General features: G+C 59.5%; 11 protein-coding genes and 1 pseudogene. 8 read left to right on the forward strand and 4 right to left on the reverse strand.

Going from position 1 to position 17,485, the window contains the following annotated elements; translation table 11 throughout:
* Positions 1-70: 70 nt before the first annotated feature.
* The 3 genes from NKI19_RS15765 to NKI19_RS15775 all read right to left on the reverse strand — a co-directional run bounded on the left by NKI19_RS15765 (position 71) and on the right by NKI19_RS15775 (position 4,376).
* A complete protein-coding gene (locus NKI19_RS15765) occupies positions 71-2,011 on the reverse strand; it encodes a calcium-binding protein (RefSeq protein WP_352489791.1) in 1,941 nt (646 codons plus the stop codon).
* A gap of 402 nt (positions 2,012-2,413) precedes the next feature.
* On the reverse strand, positions 2,414-3,490 hold the full coding sequence (locus NKI19_RS15770; RefSeq protein ID WP_352489792.1) for an acyltransferase family protein: 1,077 nt from the start codon (positions 3,488-3,490) through the stop codon (positions 2,414-2,416).
* A gap of 97 nt (positions 3,491-3,587) precedes the next feature.
* Complete coding sequence (locus tag NKI19_RS15775) at positions 3,588-4,376, reverse strand: class I SAM-dependent methyltransferase (protein ID WP_352489793.1); 789 nt, start codon at positions 4,374-4,376, stop codon at positions 3,588-3,590.
* Positions 4,377-4,864: 488 nt separating this feature from the next.
* On the opposite strand from NKI19_RS15775, the gene NKI19_RS15780 reads away from it, so the two are divergent.
* The 8 genes from NKI19_RS15780 (at position 4,865) to NKI19_RS15815 (ending at position 16,074) form a co-directional block, all read left to right on the forward strand.
* Positions 4,865-5,575, forward strand: a complete 711-nt coding sequence (locus NKI19_RS15780; RefSeq protein WP_352565403.1) for an AAA family ATPase — start codon at positions 4,865-4,867, stop codon at positions 5,573-5,575.
* 90 nt (positions 5,576-5,665) lie between these two features.
* A complete protein-coding gene (locus NKI19_RS15785; protein WP_352489795.1) occupies positions 5,666-6,949 on the forward strand; it encodes a hypothetical protein in 1,284 nt (427 codons plus the stop codon).
* A 291-nt stretch (positions 6,950-7,240) separates the two neighbouring features.
* Positions 7,241-7,474, forward strand: a complete 234-nt coding sequence (locus tag NKI19_RS15790) for a Trm112 family protein (RefSeq protein ID WP_352489796.1) — start codon at positions 7,241-7,243, stop codon at positions 7,472-7,474.
* Between the two features lie 329 nt (positions 7,475-7,803).
* Positions 7,804-9,027, forward strand: coding sequence for a glycosyltransferase family 4 protein (locus tag NKI19_RS15795; RefSeq protein ID WP_352489797.1), 1,224 nt, complete (start codon positions 7,804-7,806; stop codon positions 9,025-9,027).
* Positions 9,024-10,280, forward strand: a complete 1,257-nt coding sequence (locus tag NKI19_RS15800) for an O-antigen ligase family protein (protein WP_352489798.1) — start codon at positions 9,024-9,026, stop codon at positions 10,278-10,280. The genes NKI19_RS15795 and NKI19_RS15800 overlap by 4 nt, the downstream gene beginning before the upstream one ends.
* 4 nt (positions 10,281-10,284) lie before the next feature.
* The gene (asnB, locus tag NKI19_RS15805; protein ID WP_352489799.1) at positions 10,285-12,282 is read left to right on the forward strand and encodes an asparagine synthase (glutamine-hydrolyzing); all 1,998 of its coding nucleotides are present in this window, start codon (positions 10,285-10,287) and stop codon (positions 12,280-12,282) included.
* Position 12,283: 1 nt separating this feature from the next.
* Positions 12,284-14,500 carry a GumC family protein gene (locus NKI19_RS15810; protein ID WP_352489800.1) on the forward strand — a complete coding sequence of 739 codons (2,217 nt, stop codon included), beginning with the start codon at positions 12,284-12,286 and terminating at the stop codon, positions 14,498-14,500.
* On the forward strand, positions 14,497-16,074 hold the full coding sequence (locus NKI19_RS15815) for a lipopolysaccharide biosynthesis protein (protein WP_352489801.1): 1,578 nt from the start codon (positions 14,497-14,499) through the stop codon (positions 16,072-16,074). The genes NKI19_RS15810 and NKI19_RS15815 overlap by 4 nt, the downstream gene beginning before the upstream one ends.
* 147 nt (positions 16,075-16,221) lie before the next feature.
* Here NKI19_RS15815 and NKI19_RS15820 read toward each other — a convergent pair.
* Positions 16,222-17,318, reverse strand: a pseudogene (locus NKI19_RS15820) (NAD-dependent epimerase/dehydratase family protein).
* Positions 17,319-17,485 lie beyond the last annotated feature (167 nt).

Consider the following 17,485-nt stretch of genomic DNA (forward strand, 5'->3'; position numbering starts at 1 on the left):
CTTCCGTGGCGCAATTGAACAAGGACGGAGCGGCGGACACGCTCGAGTTGAAGGTCCGCCGCTCTGGTTTTCAGATCAAAGAGTGATGCTGCAACGGGAGATGGGTGGCGAGCTGCGCTTGAGCTGCACCGCCGACCGCGTCGCTGTCGAGAGAGAGCGACCCGGTCGAGCTGTCAAAGATGATGTGGTGGGAACCATTATCATCGGTGGCCGTACCAGCAGGGGAAGTATGCAATGAAAGCCCGCCCGACTTAAGCTCGGTAGGCGCGGCTTGGTCGAGGTGGAGCTTGTCCTGAAGCTTGCTGAAATCGAAGGCATCGTTGCCTCCGTGGCTAGACATGACCTCGGCGGCGGCAGCGTTTTTCGCCTGGGCGCCGACACTTTCATCGGGCTGGACGGTTTGCGCGAACCCGTGGCGGATCAGGCTGGTTGCCGTCTTGTCGGATGGATCGTTGGTCGGGAGAAGTTCCGAGCCGGCCGAAAGAGAATGGCTCAACGAGGCCAATATGCGGTCAACGCTGCTGCCCTCGCTTACCTTGTCGCCGGCATTATCGTGGGTGGTGTCAGTCGAACTGCCGTCGGTGGCGAGGAGGTGCGACAGCGCGGTCTTGCCATGGCTGCCATCGGCGGTGGTGGCGGCGGAGGCGACGGTATCTGTCGAACTGCTATTGCCAGCGAGGAGTTGCGAAAGCGCGGTCTTGCCATGGCTGCCATCGCTGGTGGTGGCACCGGAGGCGGCGGTAGCAGTCGAACTGCCGTCGCCGGCGAGGAGGTGCGACAGCGCGGTCTTGCCATGACTGCCATCGCTGGTGGTAGCGCCGGAGGCGGTAGCAGTCGAACTGCCGTCGCTGGCGAGGAGGTGCGACAGCGCGGTCTTGTTATGACTGCCATCGCTGGCGGTAGCGCCGGAGGCGGCGGTAGCAGTTGAACTGCCGGTGCCGGCGAGGAGATGCGAGAGCGTGGTCTTGCCATGACTGCTATCGGAAGGGGCGGTGGCAGTCGAGGTGCTGCCGCCGGTGGTAGTCTCGGCCGGGGCTGTGGCAGTTGAGGTGCTGCCGCTGGAGGTGGCTTCGGTAGGGGCGGTCGCAGTCGAGGTGCTGCCGCCAGTGGTGGCCTCGGCCGGGGCGGTGGCAGTCGAGGTGTTGCCGCCGGTGGTGGCTTCGGTAGGGGCGGTGGCAGTCGAGGTGCTGCCGCCAGTGGTGGCCTCGGAAGGGATGCTCGCCGTAGAAGTGGGATCGGTGGCCGCGGCTTCGGAAGGAGCAGTCCCGGCAGTGCTGAGATTGTGTTGCCGGAAAACGGCCTGCAGTTCCGGGGAGCTTTCAAGCGCGGTGTCGCCTCGCTGCGAACCCCAGGCGTATGCGTAGTCGAAGGCGGGTGACGGAACCAGCTTGGCCCAGTGGTCCATCATGGTTTCCATCTGGGCGGCGGTGGGCACGACATATTTGCCACCCATGTCGGTGTTATAGTCGCCGCCTCCAAACGTCTGGTAGCCTGGAACGATCTTGCTCGTCGGGATGCCCGACGCCTGAGCGGCGGCGACGAATTTGTCGATCATGTTGTAGTCGACCGCGCCATCCGTGCGGACGGGATAGACATCCACGCCGTAGTAATCGATACCCGTATTGGCGGGATTGTACGTGCCCGAAAAATCCGGATTCGCCGACGTTCCCAAGCTCATCATCGTGATGTAGGTCTTGCCGTCCGGCACATTGGAATGAATCCAGTCGGATTCTGCCTTCAGATTTGCGGCAGAGGCATAAGTGCCCCATTGGCCGGTGGGATCCGGCTCGTCGACAAGGAAGAATCCGAACAGCTTCGGATTGCCGATGAAGGGCGTGACCTTGTCGATAAACGATTGGGTTACGCCGTCGGTTTCGTTCAGATAGACCAAGCCTTTCATACCGTCCGGCAGCGCATTGAGTTGGTCAACGGATGAAACGTCAGCCAGGTTAAATCCGGCTTGTGCAATTTCCGTGCCTGATCCGCCTGACGTGTAATGCAGAGTGGTCATCCAATATTCCTTTTTCTGTTTCGACTGCGCCCTACCTACAGACAGCGTATATTAGCGCCAAATCACATACCGGCACGCGGTGTGAGAATCTTTGATCGTAAGTTGATAAACATCGCGACGTTCTCGCCGATAAGCCTTCGATGGGGTGTCAGGTCGCAAGAGAGTCTCGCGCCATGTGTCGGACCTGGCGTGCGCTATCTGGGGCGCGCATCGCCGCTCTTGAAGCTCCGGTCTAGCTTGAAGAAGGGCCTCGTCATGCCGGGTGCTGGGCATCGGCTTAGCCGTCAACGAAATCGGAAGCGGGACGCATCCAGTGTGCCGTACAGCCGTGCCAAGCCCCAGATGCTCCAGTGTTTCGCTATTAACGCGAATCTTTCTGGGACACCCGCCGAGAGCTTGCGATCATGATGTTCGTGCGGAAGAGGTTGGCCGGATTGGCTGCGAGGCTGGTGCAAGGCGACATATCCCGGACATCAGGGCGCGGACGAGCGGCTTGCGTACCGGCGTCTCGATGAAGCGCCAGACGAGAAAAGAGGCCAGAAGGACCCCGGCCAATACAGCGACGAATGCGGCGTCCTTCCCGACATGCGGCGCCAGCGCGTTAAGCGAAACATAGCCAATGTACTGATGCAAAAGATACAGCGGATAAGTCAACCCTCCGAGCATCATGACGGTCTTGGATGGAGCAATCATGGAGCGGAGCAGTATCGCGCCAGCGAAGACTCCGTAGACCACTAAATTGGCAGCGAGGAGGGCAGGATACGAAATGGCTGCGCCAAAGTGCTCCTGCATCCAGTTGTGAGAGAACATTATGGTCTGGCAAGACACCAGGAACGCGACGGCAAGAAGCAAGAACGCAGCCGGCGAACGACCCCTTGCAACGATGTCTTCCGCGAGGATGCCGGCGGCAAACAAAGGCGCATAGTTTGTAATAAAGAGAATGCGTATCACCGTGTTTCCAAAGAAGAACTCGTTGCTTGCCGAAATTGCGAGCCAGATGGCAGCGATGGGTATTTTCCAGCGCTGAAAGGCACCTGCAAAGATCAGCACCGCAACCCAGCCGTAGAACAGGATCTCGAGCATGATCGACCAATAGGCGCCATCCATGGATGGTCTGCCGAAGAGGCGGGCGAACATGGAAAGATTGGCTATATAGGTTGCAACATCAGTCGGGAAACGCTGGTCTTTGGCGACGACGAGAAAAACAAACGTCGCGGTCATGCAGACGAGGAATCCGGGGTAAAGCCGGGCGAAGCGGGCGACCGCGAATTCTTGCCAGCTTCGACCTTCGGCCGACCACGCGATGACGAAACCGCTGATCAGGAAAAACAGATTGACGCCGAGATAGCCATAGATGGCGTAAGGTGCTGCGGCAGGATATTCCACATCGAGACTTCCGGCGATCGCGCCGCCGAAAAGATAATGATAGAGTACGACCGCGAGGGCTGCAGCCAGGCGCAGCAGGTCGAGTGATGCCATGCGCGCCGGAATGGCCCTACCTGCCGGTTCCACAGCTACCTCCCGCAGCCGTTTCAGCTTTTGACAATCATCAGCGGCCTGATCCGCAATACCAGTGCTAACGCGAAGACTGCAAACCGGCGGCGGGCCAAGCCTTTACCTTCTCAAGTACGAACAGCTGCTCGCAGGACAGGAACCGCAGGACACTAAAAGAGCGTACCAGCTTGAGCCCCGCCGCCGCGAAATCCTGTCGTGCAACCGTGAGATTGACAGGATGAGGCGCCGACATCCTTCCGGTGATCATCTTCCGCAGCCTTAGCCGTATTCTCTGGAGGCGGGTGCCAAGGCCGTAGGATACGATCAGGCGACGGCTGGCAACGCGCGCGAGCTCAATGATAATGTCGCGCCTGAGATGTGGCGGGATAAGGTGAATGAGGCGAAGACAGACCACCGTATCAAAGCTTTCGTCGGCGAACGGCAGCTGCGTCACGTCACATCGGATGAATCCCCGAAATCCGGATTGACCTTCATATGCTGACTTAGCCAAGGCCATCATTTCCATTGAAATGTCTGCAGCCAGCACCCGACAATCATGCTGGCCCAGCACGCCGGCCAGCTTCCCGGTTCCGCATGGGATATCGAGCACCTGAGATGGAGGCGGGCTGCACCTCTCCAGCGCCTTGGCGATGCAGCGTTGCTCCCGTCGCGCAATGACGTATGACGCAACGGTGGACAGCTTCAACCGGCCTGCATAGCCGTTCAGGTACCAGCTCGCAAAACTCGGATCTTGATATCTCTGTTTTGTCGGGAGCTCATAAGCCGCGACTGCCGCGACCTTGGCGTTGTAATTGGCAGGTATAGCCGTATTTGCCGCTGCCGTCTGATGTGGCTCGAGGTTCTCGCTCATATGCCTGCTTTCATACGATTTCTCCTGCAGATGAGATCGAAGATTTTGTCCGACACGTTTATTGGATAGCCGACCAGGCTGCCCTATTGGCGATAGAGGGGATAAACGGCCAGTTGGCTGCGTCCATCACAGAGAAGGTTTCCAGAAGGCTGGGTGTCTCGCATCCCTCGAACGGATGAGACATGGCGAACTCATGACTGCCGCGCCCTCGCGGAAGTGTGCCGGGGAATAGGGCTACTGCACAGCCCTGTCGGAGACGGAACGGTAAACGGACGGAAGGCAATCCGGAAGGGTAGTGACCCGAAACGCAATCCTTCCGTTCACGATTTTGGCGTCCGTCGATATCCCAACGTGACCACACCGTCATTCATACGGATGGCGCGGATTCCTGGCTCGTCGGCTAGACATCCCAGGAAGAGATGGGCGTTCGCTTCAGCAAATGGACATGACGTCACTGCCAGTAGGCTTCCCTCAGTCTGGATTAAAAGATGATCTTGGAGCTATTTGGGCCGTCCGGTGCTGGTAAGACGACGTTAGCGTCCGAGCTGGTGCACGTTTTGCGAGCTCAGGGCTACTGTGTTGTTTTGCAGACCGGTGACCGTCGACACCCGGTTAGAAGGGCCGCCTTCAAACTGGTTTCCGGCTTGCATTCAAAGTGGATCGGACAGCGTTCTCTCGGTGCAGAAGTGCTTAAGATTCTTCCACCCAAGAATGAGCTGTGGGCGGCTCGCCTGAACTGGCATCTTGAAGCTCTTCTTCAAGCTTGGCGCGCGGCAATAGCGTCCAATGACACGATCTCAATTTTTGACCAGGGTATGGTGCAATTCGTATGTTCACTGGTTTTGTTCAGCGGCATCACGGATCGTGAAAGGGTGTCGCGCGCGCTCGAGCTTCTACCCAAACCGGACCTGCTTGTCCGATTGCAGGCGCCAAGAGAAATTCTAGAGGTTCGGCTGAAGGAACGCCGGCGTAACCTCGGTATCATTCAGAAGTTACTCGAAGTCGATCTGCAGAGCAGTCTTGATCATATTGACCACGTTAATCTCATTGAGGAACAACTTGGATCGTTTCCGGTGCCAACAACTTGCGTCGAAAGTTTAGATTCGAACGGGCTCACAGCCGCCACAGAAATGATAGCGCGTGGAGTAATCGACAAGTTCGGGGCGGCGCGGGCGAAATTTAAAAGAGTTGAAGCTTAGAGAGATGCGGTTCTTAAAGCGTTGATAAGAAGATATCCAATAAGACGGAAAATCGAATTATTGAGAAGAAACCGCGCGAGTTGACATGACATGCGCTTTTTTCGCTACCAGACTGCCTTGGCGTTGACGTTAGCTGCTGTCAGCGCGATATCGATAGTCATCCGCGGGGCGGTGAGTGGAGAGGACGTCGCATCGACAAAGTTCGTCGCGCCGGTAGCCATGGACCTGCCGGATTACCTGCACGCCGCGAAGGATGCGGCATTTGGCACAACTTTCACCCGAATAACCAAACCCGGAATGCTCGGCGCCGGCATCGCATGCGGGAGCAAATATTGCAGCCACCGCTATTCGAGCGCCCAGGCCTGGAATTCGGATCAGAGCCTTCTTGTCATCAGCAACGGCTGCGGCGGCTTATGCTTCCTGGATGGGCGCACCTACGCTCCGCTTTTTCGCCGTGTTCGATCGATCGAATGCGAATGGCACCCTCGCGATCCCGACCTGATGATCTGCGTCGGCGGCCGGAAAATTTCGACCTGGGCGCCACGCACCAACCATGAGGAGGTCCTGTTTGTTTCGACTGACGGCAGCAAGCTCCAGTTCGGGCCATATAAAGGCAATCCAAGCCGTGACGGCAGCCGTATTGCCGTACGCGCGGTTCGCCGGGACGGCAAAGCGGTGGTCTTTGCCTACGATCTCAAACAGCGGCGGAAATTTCCGGAAATCGATCTAGCACAGCTTGTCGGGGCCAACGGCGCCTGCTCAATCTCGCCGCTTGGCGTCAACATCTTATGCATTCAGAACCTGAAAGACGACACTCAACAGACGTTCATCTTTTCTGTTGACGGCGTTCTGCGCCAGAAATGGACTGAGCATCATCGGCCTGGCCATGGCGACATGACCGTCGATGCCGACGGCAGCGAAATCTATGTGGGGATCAGTAAGTCCGATCCGGACATATACCAGGTGATCAAGCGAAGGCTGTCAGATGGGAAAGTCACCTCGCTCATGAGATATGGTGAAGCACAGCATGCGTCGCTCAGGTCGCTGGACAGACCCGGTTGGGTGTTCCTTAGCTATTCGGGCAATCCGGACGAAGTATCGAAATATCCGGCTTGGGCGCCATATGCACGGGAAGTCATCGCGTTGCGCATCGACGGCAGCGGAGAGGTCCGGCGCATTGTGCAGACGAACAACGTTCCATTCGACTACTGGAGTGAGACCCACGCCTCGCCGTCCCCGGACGGTTCACAGGTGATCTGGTCAAGCAATTGGGGAGTACCCGGCGGCCCGGTTTACGATTTCGTCGCCCGTATTGACTGGCCGGAAGGATCAGACACGGGCTCGAGAGCATTAGCCGCGAGCGGTCTTCAATAACGAAACCTTCCGGTTGCCTATGGCGATATCGCCGATCGTGCTTGCTCCATTCACGCTTTTAACGCCTCACGTTCAACTTCGCCGACATACGGGTCCGTTCATGTCGATTCATTCAAACGGACGACGACAGTGGCCAAGCCTCCACCTAGCGTGATTGTGCAGTTTGCAAGGCTTATGACACTTGCCGGAATCCTACGAATTACAGCGATGACGTCGGGTGACGGCTTGTATCGCGAAGGGCGCTCGCGTCGGAGCTCACTGTTGATGTCGCGGCCGAGAAAGGAATAGCAGATGGATTCGGATAAGCGAGCCGAAGAGAATGCCTCGTTCAACTCTGAGTTGTTAGAATGGCTGGTATGCCCAATGACCAAGTGCTCACTTGCCTGGGATTCGGATCGCGATGAACTCGTTTCGAAGAGCGCAGGACTTGCCTATCCGGTTCGCGACGGCATTCCAATCCTGCTAGCCTCGGAGGCACGGACGATCACCTCCCGCGTGGTCAAACTTCGCGCATCCAGACGATGATGGGAGCCGCGCTAAAGCAGGCGGCTTTCCGACGATAGCCAGCAATGACAGGAAAGTGTGCCGCGGAGCGCGAGCTGTCTGCGGACCCGGCTCGGCACCCGGGCAGTGGCGACCTCTTTGATGCAACGCGCGACGACCTGAACCGGCTGGGTACGGCGGCCCGTTGCCGAGACAGGGTTTGCGTCATTTAAACAGACGAGGACAGTGGCAAGACCTGCCCCTACCGTGACCATGGGCGAGATGGGTAGCGAAACCAACACCATGAAAGCAAATTCAAGGGCCGGCCACTTTGCGCGATCGGACTACAGCGAACGGTCAGGAGACGCAGGATGAATCCGCATCTCGTGTGTGTCGGAGGCGAGGATCATGCCCTGCGAATTCCGTTCCTGATGTCGCTGCGAGAGAAGGGATTTCGGGTTACTGCGGTGTCGAGCGGCGGTGAAGCCGCATTCCTGCGGCATGGCATTCCGCATCGCAGCTACGGTTTCGACCGATTTTCCAGCAGCAGCGGAGAATGGGCCGCTATCAGAACCATTCGAAAGCTGATGGCGGAACTCCGGCCGGACATTATCCAAAGCTTCGACACCAAGCCCAACCTGGTGACGCCACTTGCGGTGCGCGGGAGCGTTCCAGTCGTGCGCACTATCAACGGTCTGGGCTGGACGTTCTCGTCCCTGGAACCGCGCGCTCTTGCCCTGCGCCCAATCTTTTGCGGACTGCAATGGCTTTCGTCGTTATGGACGGCGGCTACGGTGTTCCAGAATCGGGACGATCAGGCATTCTTTGAACGCTACCGACTGATCGGACGCGGCAGCGGACGAGTGATCCGCAGTTCTGGAATCGACGTCGATGCGTTCGCCATGGCAAGGCATCTTGCCCCGTCGGCGATGAAAATGCGCGAAGAGCTTGGGCTCCAATCCGCCGAGATCGTGATTTTTGTCGGCCGGCTAACGCGCCAGAAAGGCATCCCGACACTCCTCAAGGCAGTCCCTCGCATCCTGTCGGAAAGGCCCAATGCCCGTTTCGTGCTTGTCGGGCCATTGGAATCCGAGGGCCCGTTTGCAGTGGACAAGGCGGAGATCGATCGGCATGTGCCGCATGTCATCGCGTTGGGTCTACGACGCGACGTTCCTGCCCTTCTTGGCATGGCCGATCTGTTCGCCTTTCCAACACAATACCGAGAAGGGATTCCGCGCGTCCTGCTGGAGGCAGGGCTCGCAGGATTGCCTATCGTCGCCTCGATGATGCCTGGTTGCAATGAGGTGGTCGAGGACGGATGGAACGGCTATCTCGTCCCCCCGCACGATGCGAACAGCCTTGCCTCTCGAATTATAGAGGTCCTGTCCGACCGCCGGAAGGGAACGACCATGGGCGCTCGCTCTGTCGAGCTCGTCCGGACGCAGTTCTCGCTGCCCTGGGTGGTCGAGCAATATTGCGATCTCTTCGACAATGTCCTTAGTGCCAAATCCCGGGAGGGCATCGCTCGACCGGCATCGCCGGTGTTGCTTGAAGAGCCTGCTGCAAACCGCGGATCCGGTGGAGCACGCCGATGATCCGGGACGCGATCCTGGCCTGCGGCGTTGCCATGTCGTATGCGGCGCAGCTCTCAGTTCCGGGCTTGCCCTTCGGCTATGGCGAATTGTTTCTCGCGCTTTGGATCATGCTGTCGATCGGGCGGGTGCTCGCCGGCGGTCACTTGGTCGTCAGGCCCGCCCTGATCCATGTTGCGGGCTTCTGGCTGATCATCACGCTCGCTCTGGGTATTGGAACCATCGTCGGCTACCTGACCACGGTGCTGTATCTGTCGGTGGTGATGCACGATGTCATAGCCTACCTGCTGCTGATCTGCGTCACCTGCCTGGCCGCCGCGGAGCCCGACGCGGATCGCCGTCTGCGCAGTACTGCCTGGTGGGTGGTCGCTATCGCGAATGCATGCTTTGTTGTTCAGTTGGCACTTGGATGGGGTTGGATTCACCAATCCGGCGTCGATCCCTGGTACTGGGATCGCTTCCGAGGCTGGTCAGAGAACCCCAACCAGCTCGCGCTCTATTGCGCACTCTTTGGTCCGCTCGCCTTGCATCTTGCGACGACCACAAGCAAGCCGTGGGCGAGGTTGGCCGGGCTCAGCAGCCTTATCCTGACCATCTATATCGGAAGGCTGACGAAGAGTGATGCCTATCTTTACACGACGGTCCTGGTCGGCCTGATATTTGTTGGGCTGCGGGTTCGGACATGGCTCGCAGCCGGTGACGGCAAGGTCAGCCTGTCCCGGCAAGTTACCCTTCTGCTGATGATTGGCTTCCTTCCGTTGGCAATGTCGATGACGCCTTACATCGTCACGGAGGTGGGCAGCGTCGAACAGTTCGCCTTGAGTCTTACCAAGGACAAGGGCGGCCAGGGGACCGCCGAAACCGCTGCACTTCGAATCCAACTCTGGGGAGATGCATTGGACAAGGGCCTAACGTCAGGATCCCTGGGCCTTGGTCCTGGCCCGCATCTGGAGCGCCCCCCCGTCGGCGACAGCCAGTTTCTGCCCCGACCTTTCGAAGCCCACAACACGATTCTCGATCTGTACACGCAAGGTGGTTTGGTTGCGGTCCTGGCCCTGGCCTGGATTGTCGGCGCGGCGGCTTTATGCGCGTGGCGTGCGAAGCTCGATGCCCTGTTCGTGTTGGTGGTGTCGATCGTCATTTTCGGAATGCCACATCTGATCATCCGCCATCCAATCGTGTGGTTTGCGCTTACCATTTGCCTTGTTGCCGGAACGCCGCGAACGATTTCGGCAACCTCCAGCGACCTGAGGTGATGGCATGTGTGGGATTACCGGAATTCTCCTTGCACCCGATGCCGCCAACATCGAGCCGCTCAGGGCAATTGGCCAGATGACGACGGCCCTTCGTCATCGTGGGCCTGACGGCGAAGGCTTCTGGATCAATCGCGAAGCCGGCATCGCCTTCGGCCACAGGCGTTTGGCTATAGTCGACCTATCGGAAGCAGGGCGCCAGCCGATGCTTTCGGCAAGTGGCCGATATACCATTACCTTCAACGGCGAGATCTACAATTTCCGCGATCTGCGCCGCGAGCTTGAAGACGCTGGCCATCGGTTCCGCAGCGCCAGCGATACCGAAGTGATGCTGTGCGCAATCGAGAGCTGGGGTCTCGACACCGCACTGACGCGCCTCGCTGGCATGTTCGCATTTGGATTGTGGGATCTAAAGACCAGGACCCTCCATCTCGCCCGCGACCGAATGGGCAAGAAGCCGCTCTTTATTGCTGCAACGCGCGATGCGCTCGTTTTTGCCTCCGAGCTGAAGGCAATCCATCGTTTTCCAGGTTTCTGTCAAGAGCTCGATCTCGACGCGGCCGCGACAATGCTTTCGAAGGGATGGGTACCGGGTAACAGTTGCATCTGGCAAGGCGTATTCAAGTTACCTCCAGGCTCGGTTCTGTCTGTGACGGCGGCGGATTTTGCCGAGGCGCGCAGTGCCGCATCCCTTTCGCAACGCGCCCGACACTGGTGGTCGCTGCCTGAAGTCGCCGCGAACGGACGACAGAATCCGATCGCCGGCACCGACGACGAACTGACCGACAAACTCGACGACCTGCTTCGACTTGCCGTCCGGGAACGCATGATAGCCGATGTGCCGCTGGGTGCCTTTCTCTCTGGTGGCCTCGACAGCTCCACGGTTGTGGCGCTGATGCAGGCCCAATCGCCAAAACCGGTGCGCACATTCACGATCGCTTTCGGAGAAGACGGGTTTGATGAAGCTCCCCACGCCGCGGAGGTCGCGCGGCACCTGGGCACCGATCACACTGAACTCCACCTTTCAGCAGCCGCTGCGCGCGAAGTCATTCCGGAACTGCCGCGGATCTGGGATGAGCCGTTCGCCGATGAATCGCAGATACCGACTTTGCTCGTGGCGCGGCTCGCTCGCCAACACGTTACGGTGGCCCTGTCAGGCGACGGTGGCGATGAATGCTTCGCCGGTTACGCCCGTCATTTCATGGCTGCGCGGTTGAAACGACAGCATGCGCTGCCGTCGCCGCTGCGTCACGCCCTTGCTGCAGGCGTCGGATTGCTGGCCCGTGCAGCGCGTCACGATTTCGTCGGCATGCTGCCGCTTTCGGCGAGTGGACGGCACGCGCTGCGGAGCGACCGGCTGCATCGCCTCGCTCGGCTGCTCGCTGCACCAGATGAGGACGAATTGTATCGACGGCTGACCGGAGCATCGACCGGGAGCCTCGCACTCCACACGCCGCCCACATCAATTCAAGGGTCCCCCCGGCTTGATGGCCTGCTGTCCCGTCTCTTGTACGACGATATGGCCGGTTACCTGCCCGACGATATACTGGTGAAGTTGGACCGCGCCAGCATGGCCAACAGCCTCGAAGGCCGGTGCCCGCTTCTCGACCATCGGGTTGTCGAATTCGCCTGGCAGCTGCCGGCACATGCGAAGGTCCGCAATGGCAAAGGCAAGTGGCTTCTTCGTCAGCTGCTTAGCCGCTATGTTCCGCAACGGCTGATCGACCGGCCGAAGCAGGGTTTCGATGTTCCCATAGCAGTCTGGCTGAGCGGCCCGTTGCGCATCTGGGCCAGCGATCTAGTCGCCGATATACGCCTCTCCGGAGATGGGATCTTCGACTTTGCGAAGGTCGAAACCTGCTGGCGCGACCATCTTGACGGAAGTCAGGATCATTCTCGCGATTTGTGGCCCGCGTTGATGTTCCAGGCCTGGCGCAACGAGGTCGGGCGGTCCGCCGGGCCGGCAACGGGCATGTCCACAGCGCTCGAACTGACAGGAGTATGAGATGGAAGGGTCCATAGTCAGCCGAATTCACCTTCCGCGCGCCACTGACATGCACGTGCCGACGCGCGAGATCAACCCGCGCATGAGGCCATTCCTGCGCGAACAGGTCGACGCGCAGACCCCCTTCCATCAACTCCTCACTACCATTGCGAGGAGAAAATGGTTCCTGCTTGCAATGGTGATTTTGGGCGGAGTGTTGGCTGGGCTTGCGGGTTTTGTGCGTCCTGTCCTGTTCGAGGCGACCGCACAGGTGATTGTCGATGCTCCTGGCAGGAATGCGGCTCCCGGAGGCGCGGATTCTGCTCAGGAGATGCTGGATGCGAGCATTGATGACCACTTAACCATGCTCTCTTCGCAGGGGCATCTGCGTCGCGTGGTGGCAGTCCTACGCAAGACAGAGATCGGCAATATTGCTGAGCAAGGTGATATCGGTAATTCCCCCGCCGCCCCGGTAGGCGGCAACCTGCAGAACATGCGCACCTTCGCAGCCGGTCTGCTAGAAAGGATTTGGCCGCAGGGCAGGCCGGAGGCGGCCGATGCAGCCGAACTCAAGGCATTGCGGAAGGGCATGAGGGTTGGACAGGAACTGAGATCAAGGGTGATCACCGTCGGCTTCACTGACGACGATCCGGCGCGAGCCGCCCTGGTGGCCAATACGTTCGTCCAAGTATACATCGACGATCTCGCACAGAAGCGCAGGGCGTCAGACAGGCTGGAACTCGCCTCGATCGTCGCCAGCCTGCCGGTCGTACAAAGCGACCTGGCGAAAGCGACCGACCGCCTGGAAAAGTATCGACTGAGCCATGGCGCGGCCGATCAAGGTGCGGCGGATAACGCTGCCAAGGAGACAGCCGAACTTAGTCAGCAGATATCGTTGTCGAAAGCGGATCTCTCAGCGACGGAATCTCGCCTTCAGCACATCGAGGCTTTGCGAGAGGAAGGAGCATCGGTCGCGGCGCTCGCCAAAGCGATCGGGTCTCCGGTGTTGGCCGACATGGCGGCCCGCCAAGCCAACGACAATGCGGATGCGGGCCTTAGCACTGCGATCAACGGCGAGATCGAACAAGGCACTGCTCGCATTGTAGCGGAGGCGAACATCTACCGTGCCCAGATTGCTGCTCTGGAGGGGCGTAAGAATGTGCTCGATGCGGTGGTGGCCGACACAGCCGGCCGGCTTTCCGGCTTGCGTGCGCTCGAGCCGCAGGTCAGCATCCTGACGCAGCGATACAACCAGCTTCTCACCCAACAACAGGATCTGGTCCAGCGCATCGCAACGCCCTTGCCCGGGGTCTCTATCCTTTCAGCGGCCTGGCCGCCGACTAATCCAAAAACCCTGCCGCCCGTCTTTCTTATTCCGCCCGGCATGATCGTATTTGGCCTCATTGGCGGGATCTTCGTCATGGTCCGCAGCCGTCTCAATCAGACCTTGCGCGGCGGGGCCGAAGCTGAAGCCGCGCTCAGGGTTCCGTGCCTGGGGCTGATACCGGAAGCGCCCACAATACACGCGAAACGACTACAGCAGCTGGTTCTCGGCCAGCAAAACTGCAGCTACAGCCGAGCGGTCACCTCTCTCCTTGTCACGGTGACGCTCAACAAGGCGAGGGGCCGCGCGTCGCACGTCATCCTCGTAACGTCCAGCGTCCGGCATGATGGCAAGACCGAGCTCGCATGGAGCCTCGCCTTGGCAGCTACCCGACTTGGGGGACGAGTGCTTTTTCTCGATCTTGACGGCACGGGCGCCCGCCTCACGAACGAGTTTCTGAACGAATTCGGTGCGTTCAAGCCGCATAAATCCTTTGGAGACTATATGAGCGACCGTTGTCCCCTGCACGACGCGGTCACCGGGATGCCCGAAATTGGCATTGACTTCATGGCACTCGCACCATCGGAGGATTTGCTGCCGCAACTGTCCATGATCGACGGGTCTCTGGTCACAGATGAGCTGCGCTCGATGTACAGCATCGTCATCATAAATGGACCACTGGGCCTTGGAGGACCTGAGGCCAGGCTACTCACGGGCTGGGCTGACGCGGTTCTTTTCGCTGTTCGCTGGGCCAAGACGCGCCGCAGCATCGCGCGTGGTGTTCTGCAGTTGCTGACGGAGAACGAGACGGCTCAGGTCCCCGTAGGCAGCGTTCTCACGCAGGTCAATCTCAGGAAACACGCCGGCTACCGGTTTGGGGACAGCGCGGATCTCTTGCTCGAGAGAACATCATGAGTGTCACATGCGGGATTCCGCGTAACGACCGCCACGGCATTCGGCCTGTCGAGCGGAAGATAATATCGACGATCTCGCAGTCCGGAGCCGGGTCCGCGGCCAAGGGCGATCAGGGCGATGAAATGCGCGAGGCCGGCGCAAGAGACATCGACGATTGCAGCGATCCGAAGCTCGCCCGCTTCCCTGCGGCCGCCGTTGCTCCAACGAATATGGTTTTGCCGCACAAGGAGGACACGGGCAGGGGTCTCGGCTATGCCAGCATCTTCGCTCTTTTGGTCTATATCGGGGGTGCGGGCCTGACCAGCTTGGCGCAGTTGTTGATTGCGCGCATCGTCGGCTCCACCAGCTATGGCATCTATTCCTATGTTCTGGCCTGGACCTCGGTGCTTGCCTATCTTGCAACGCTTGGTTTCCATGTATCCTTGTTACGTTTCGTCTCCGCTTACAGTGCCAAGGGGCGGCTTGACCTGGTACACGGCGTAATCAGGTTTGCTCTGCAAAGGTCGCTTGCGGCAGCGACACTATTCGGCATCATTGGCGCCGCCTTGGTTTTTTTCTTTTCAGATCCTTCTCACAAGGAGCTTCAAATCAGCCAGCTGCTAGGCATGGCAGCAGTGCCTTTGGTCACCGCCTACGCGTTGGGCGCAACACTTGTTCGTGCTTTCGGCGGCGGTGTCTCGTCCCTCCTGCCGGAACGCATCGTGCGCGACGGCCTCTTGTTGACGTTGCTGGGAATGGCGGTCTTATCCCGATCATGGACCCCCAACGCACCCTTGGTGATGCAGGCGGTGCTGGCAAGTTCAGCCATCACGGTCGGCCTGGTGTTCGTCATGGCGGCAAAATTTCAGCCGCCTGGCTTGCGGCAGGCTCAGCCAGCCGACGAGTCGCGGGAATGGTGGTCCGCAGTTCCGCCAATGATGCTCATGGCTGGGCTCGATGTTTTCATCAGCCGGGCCGGGGTCATGGTGCTGGGCTGGACGCATCACATTCGCGAAGCAGGCATTTTCGCATTGGGATTGAATGTCGCCTTGCTTGTGAGCCTTTCCCTGGTTGCCGTCTCTACGATGTTTGCGCCGACAGCGGCTGCCCTTCATGCCCGAGGCGATCGGCTCGCTCTGCAGCAGCTGTTTTCACGGGCCGCCCTACTTTCCTCTGGCGGGGCTCTAACGATGGCCATCCCGATGCTTGCGATTATTGAACCTCTGTTGAGCTGGTTCGGCGGGGATTTCAGTACCGCGGCACCCGTCGCGCGGATACTCATTCTCGGATATGTCTTTGTCGCGCTGTGCGGCCCCCAGATGCTCCTCTTGATGATGACCGGAAACGAATGGGCGGCAGCCGTAACCATGATCGTCGGCGCTGCGGCCAGTGTCATAGGCTGTGCCACAGGAATTGCGCTCTACGGCGCGCCGGGCGCCGCAATCGGCCTCGCGCTTGCGTTGGCGATTTGGAATGTGGCGATGTCGATCTACATCAGCAAACGGCTGAAAATTATCCCTGGGCTGATCTTTGCGCTAACATCGTTCAGAACGCACGCAGTCGAAGGCCAGCCGCGACATTGGTTCCTGCGCTGATCTGAAACCGTCGCCCCGATACGCGACGACATCAGCGTTCAGGAATTTCGAGTCCAGGGTTGTGTCGGATAGAGGCTGGCGAGGGCGGCTTTCTGGCCGACGCGTTACGCGGCGAGTGGCAGATCATCGCCCGACAGGCCGCGCGGCCTACACGGTGGCCTCATCATTCACCAACGTCTGTTGCCGTATGCTGGCCGCGGCATCCGTTCCATGAAAGTCCCGGTACCATTCGACAAAGCGTTGCACTCCATCCTCGAGCGGTGTTGCCGGGACGAAGCCGACGCCCTGGCGAAGATCGCTGACGTCGGCGCGCGTCTCCAGAACGTCGCCAGGCGGCAACGGCACATCGACGCGAAGCGCCCGGCTGCCAAGAGCGGTCTCGATGATCGAAATCAGCCGGTTGATCTCCTCGGGCCGGTCGTTGCCGATATTGTAGACGCGATATGGCGCGGAACTTGTGGCAGGGTCGGCGGTGCAAGGGTCCCAATTCGGATCTGGCCGCGGCGGTGCGGCAAGTGCTCGAACCACGCCCTCAGCGATATCGTCGATGTAGGTGAAATCCCGCCACACGCGGCCGGCATTGGCTACTTGAATTGGTTTGCCCTAATTGGTTTGCCCTCGACGATCGCGCGCGTGAACAAGTAGACCGCCATGTCGGGCCTGCCCCAAGGGCCGTAAACGGTGAAGAAGCGCAGTCCGGTCACGGGCAGGCCGAACAAATGGCTGGTGGCGGCGTAGAAGCTGACGGGATGATCGGCGCCGTGGTGTTCGGAAAACGGTACGGTTCGATTCAAGCCGTAGACGGAGCTCGAAGAGGCGTAGACGAGATGACTGACGCTGTGATGCCGGCAGCCCTCAAGGACGTTGAGAAACGCCACTACGTTCGATTGCACATAGGCGTGCGGGTCAACAAGTGAATGACGCACGCCGGCCTGAGCCGCGAGATGGACAAAGTGTGAGGGGCGAACGTGTGAAAACAGCAACTGAACGCGCGCGGCATCGGCCAGATCCATTCGCACCGGCGTGAATTTCGCCTCGCTACAGAGGCGTGCAAATCGCGCTTCCTTGAGCCGCAGATCGTAGTAGGGCGTGAAATTGTCGACGCCCACGACTTTGACACCGAGACGCAAAAGCCGTGAGGCCACGTGAAAACCAATGAAGCCTGCGGCGCCGGTGACGACGATCGGTCCTGTCCGTGCAAGTTTCTGCACCGCGCGGTCCGAACGGGATCGAGCGATTTCCATCTTCTCCGCTGCGGCAAGGACAGACTCGCTGCATAGACCGTTGTCCACTTGTCGCCTTTCGAATCCGTTCGACGGTACCGAATCGCCGGTCCGGGATTGCGGCTTTCGACATTTACGCTGGCGCATCGAACCTGGTGGAGTGCGCAACGCGATGCACGACCTGCCAA

Origin of the sequence: Mesorhizobium sp. M0751 (assembly GCF_040320265.1) — a bacterium.
Lineage (GTDB): Bacteria > Pseudomonadota > Alphaproteobacteria > Rhizobiales > Rhizobiaceae > Mesorhizobium.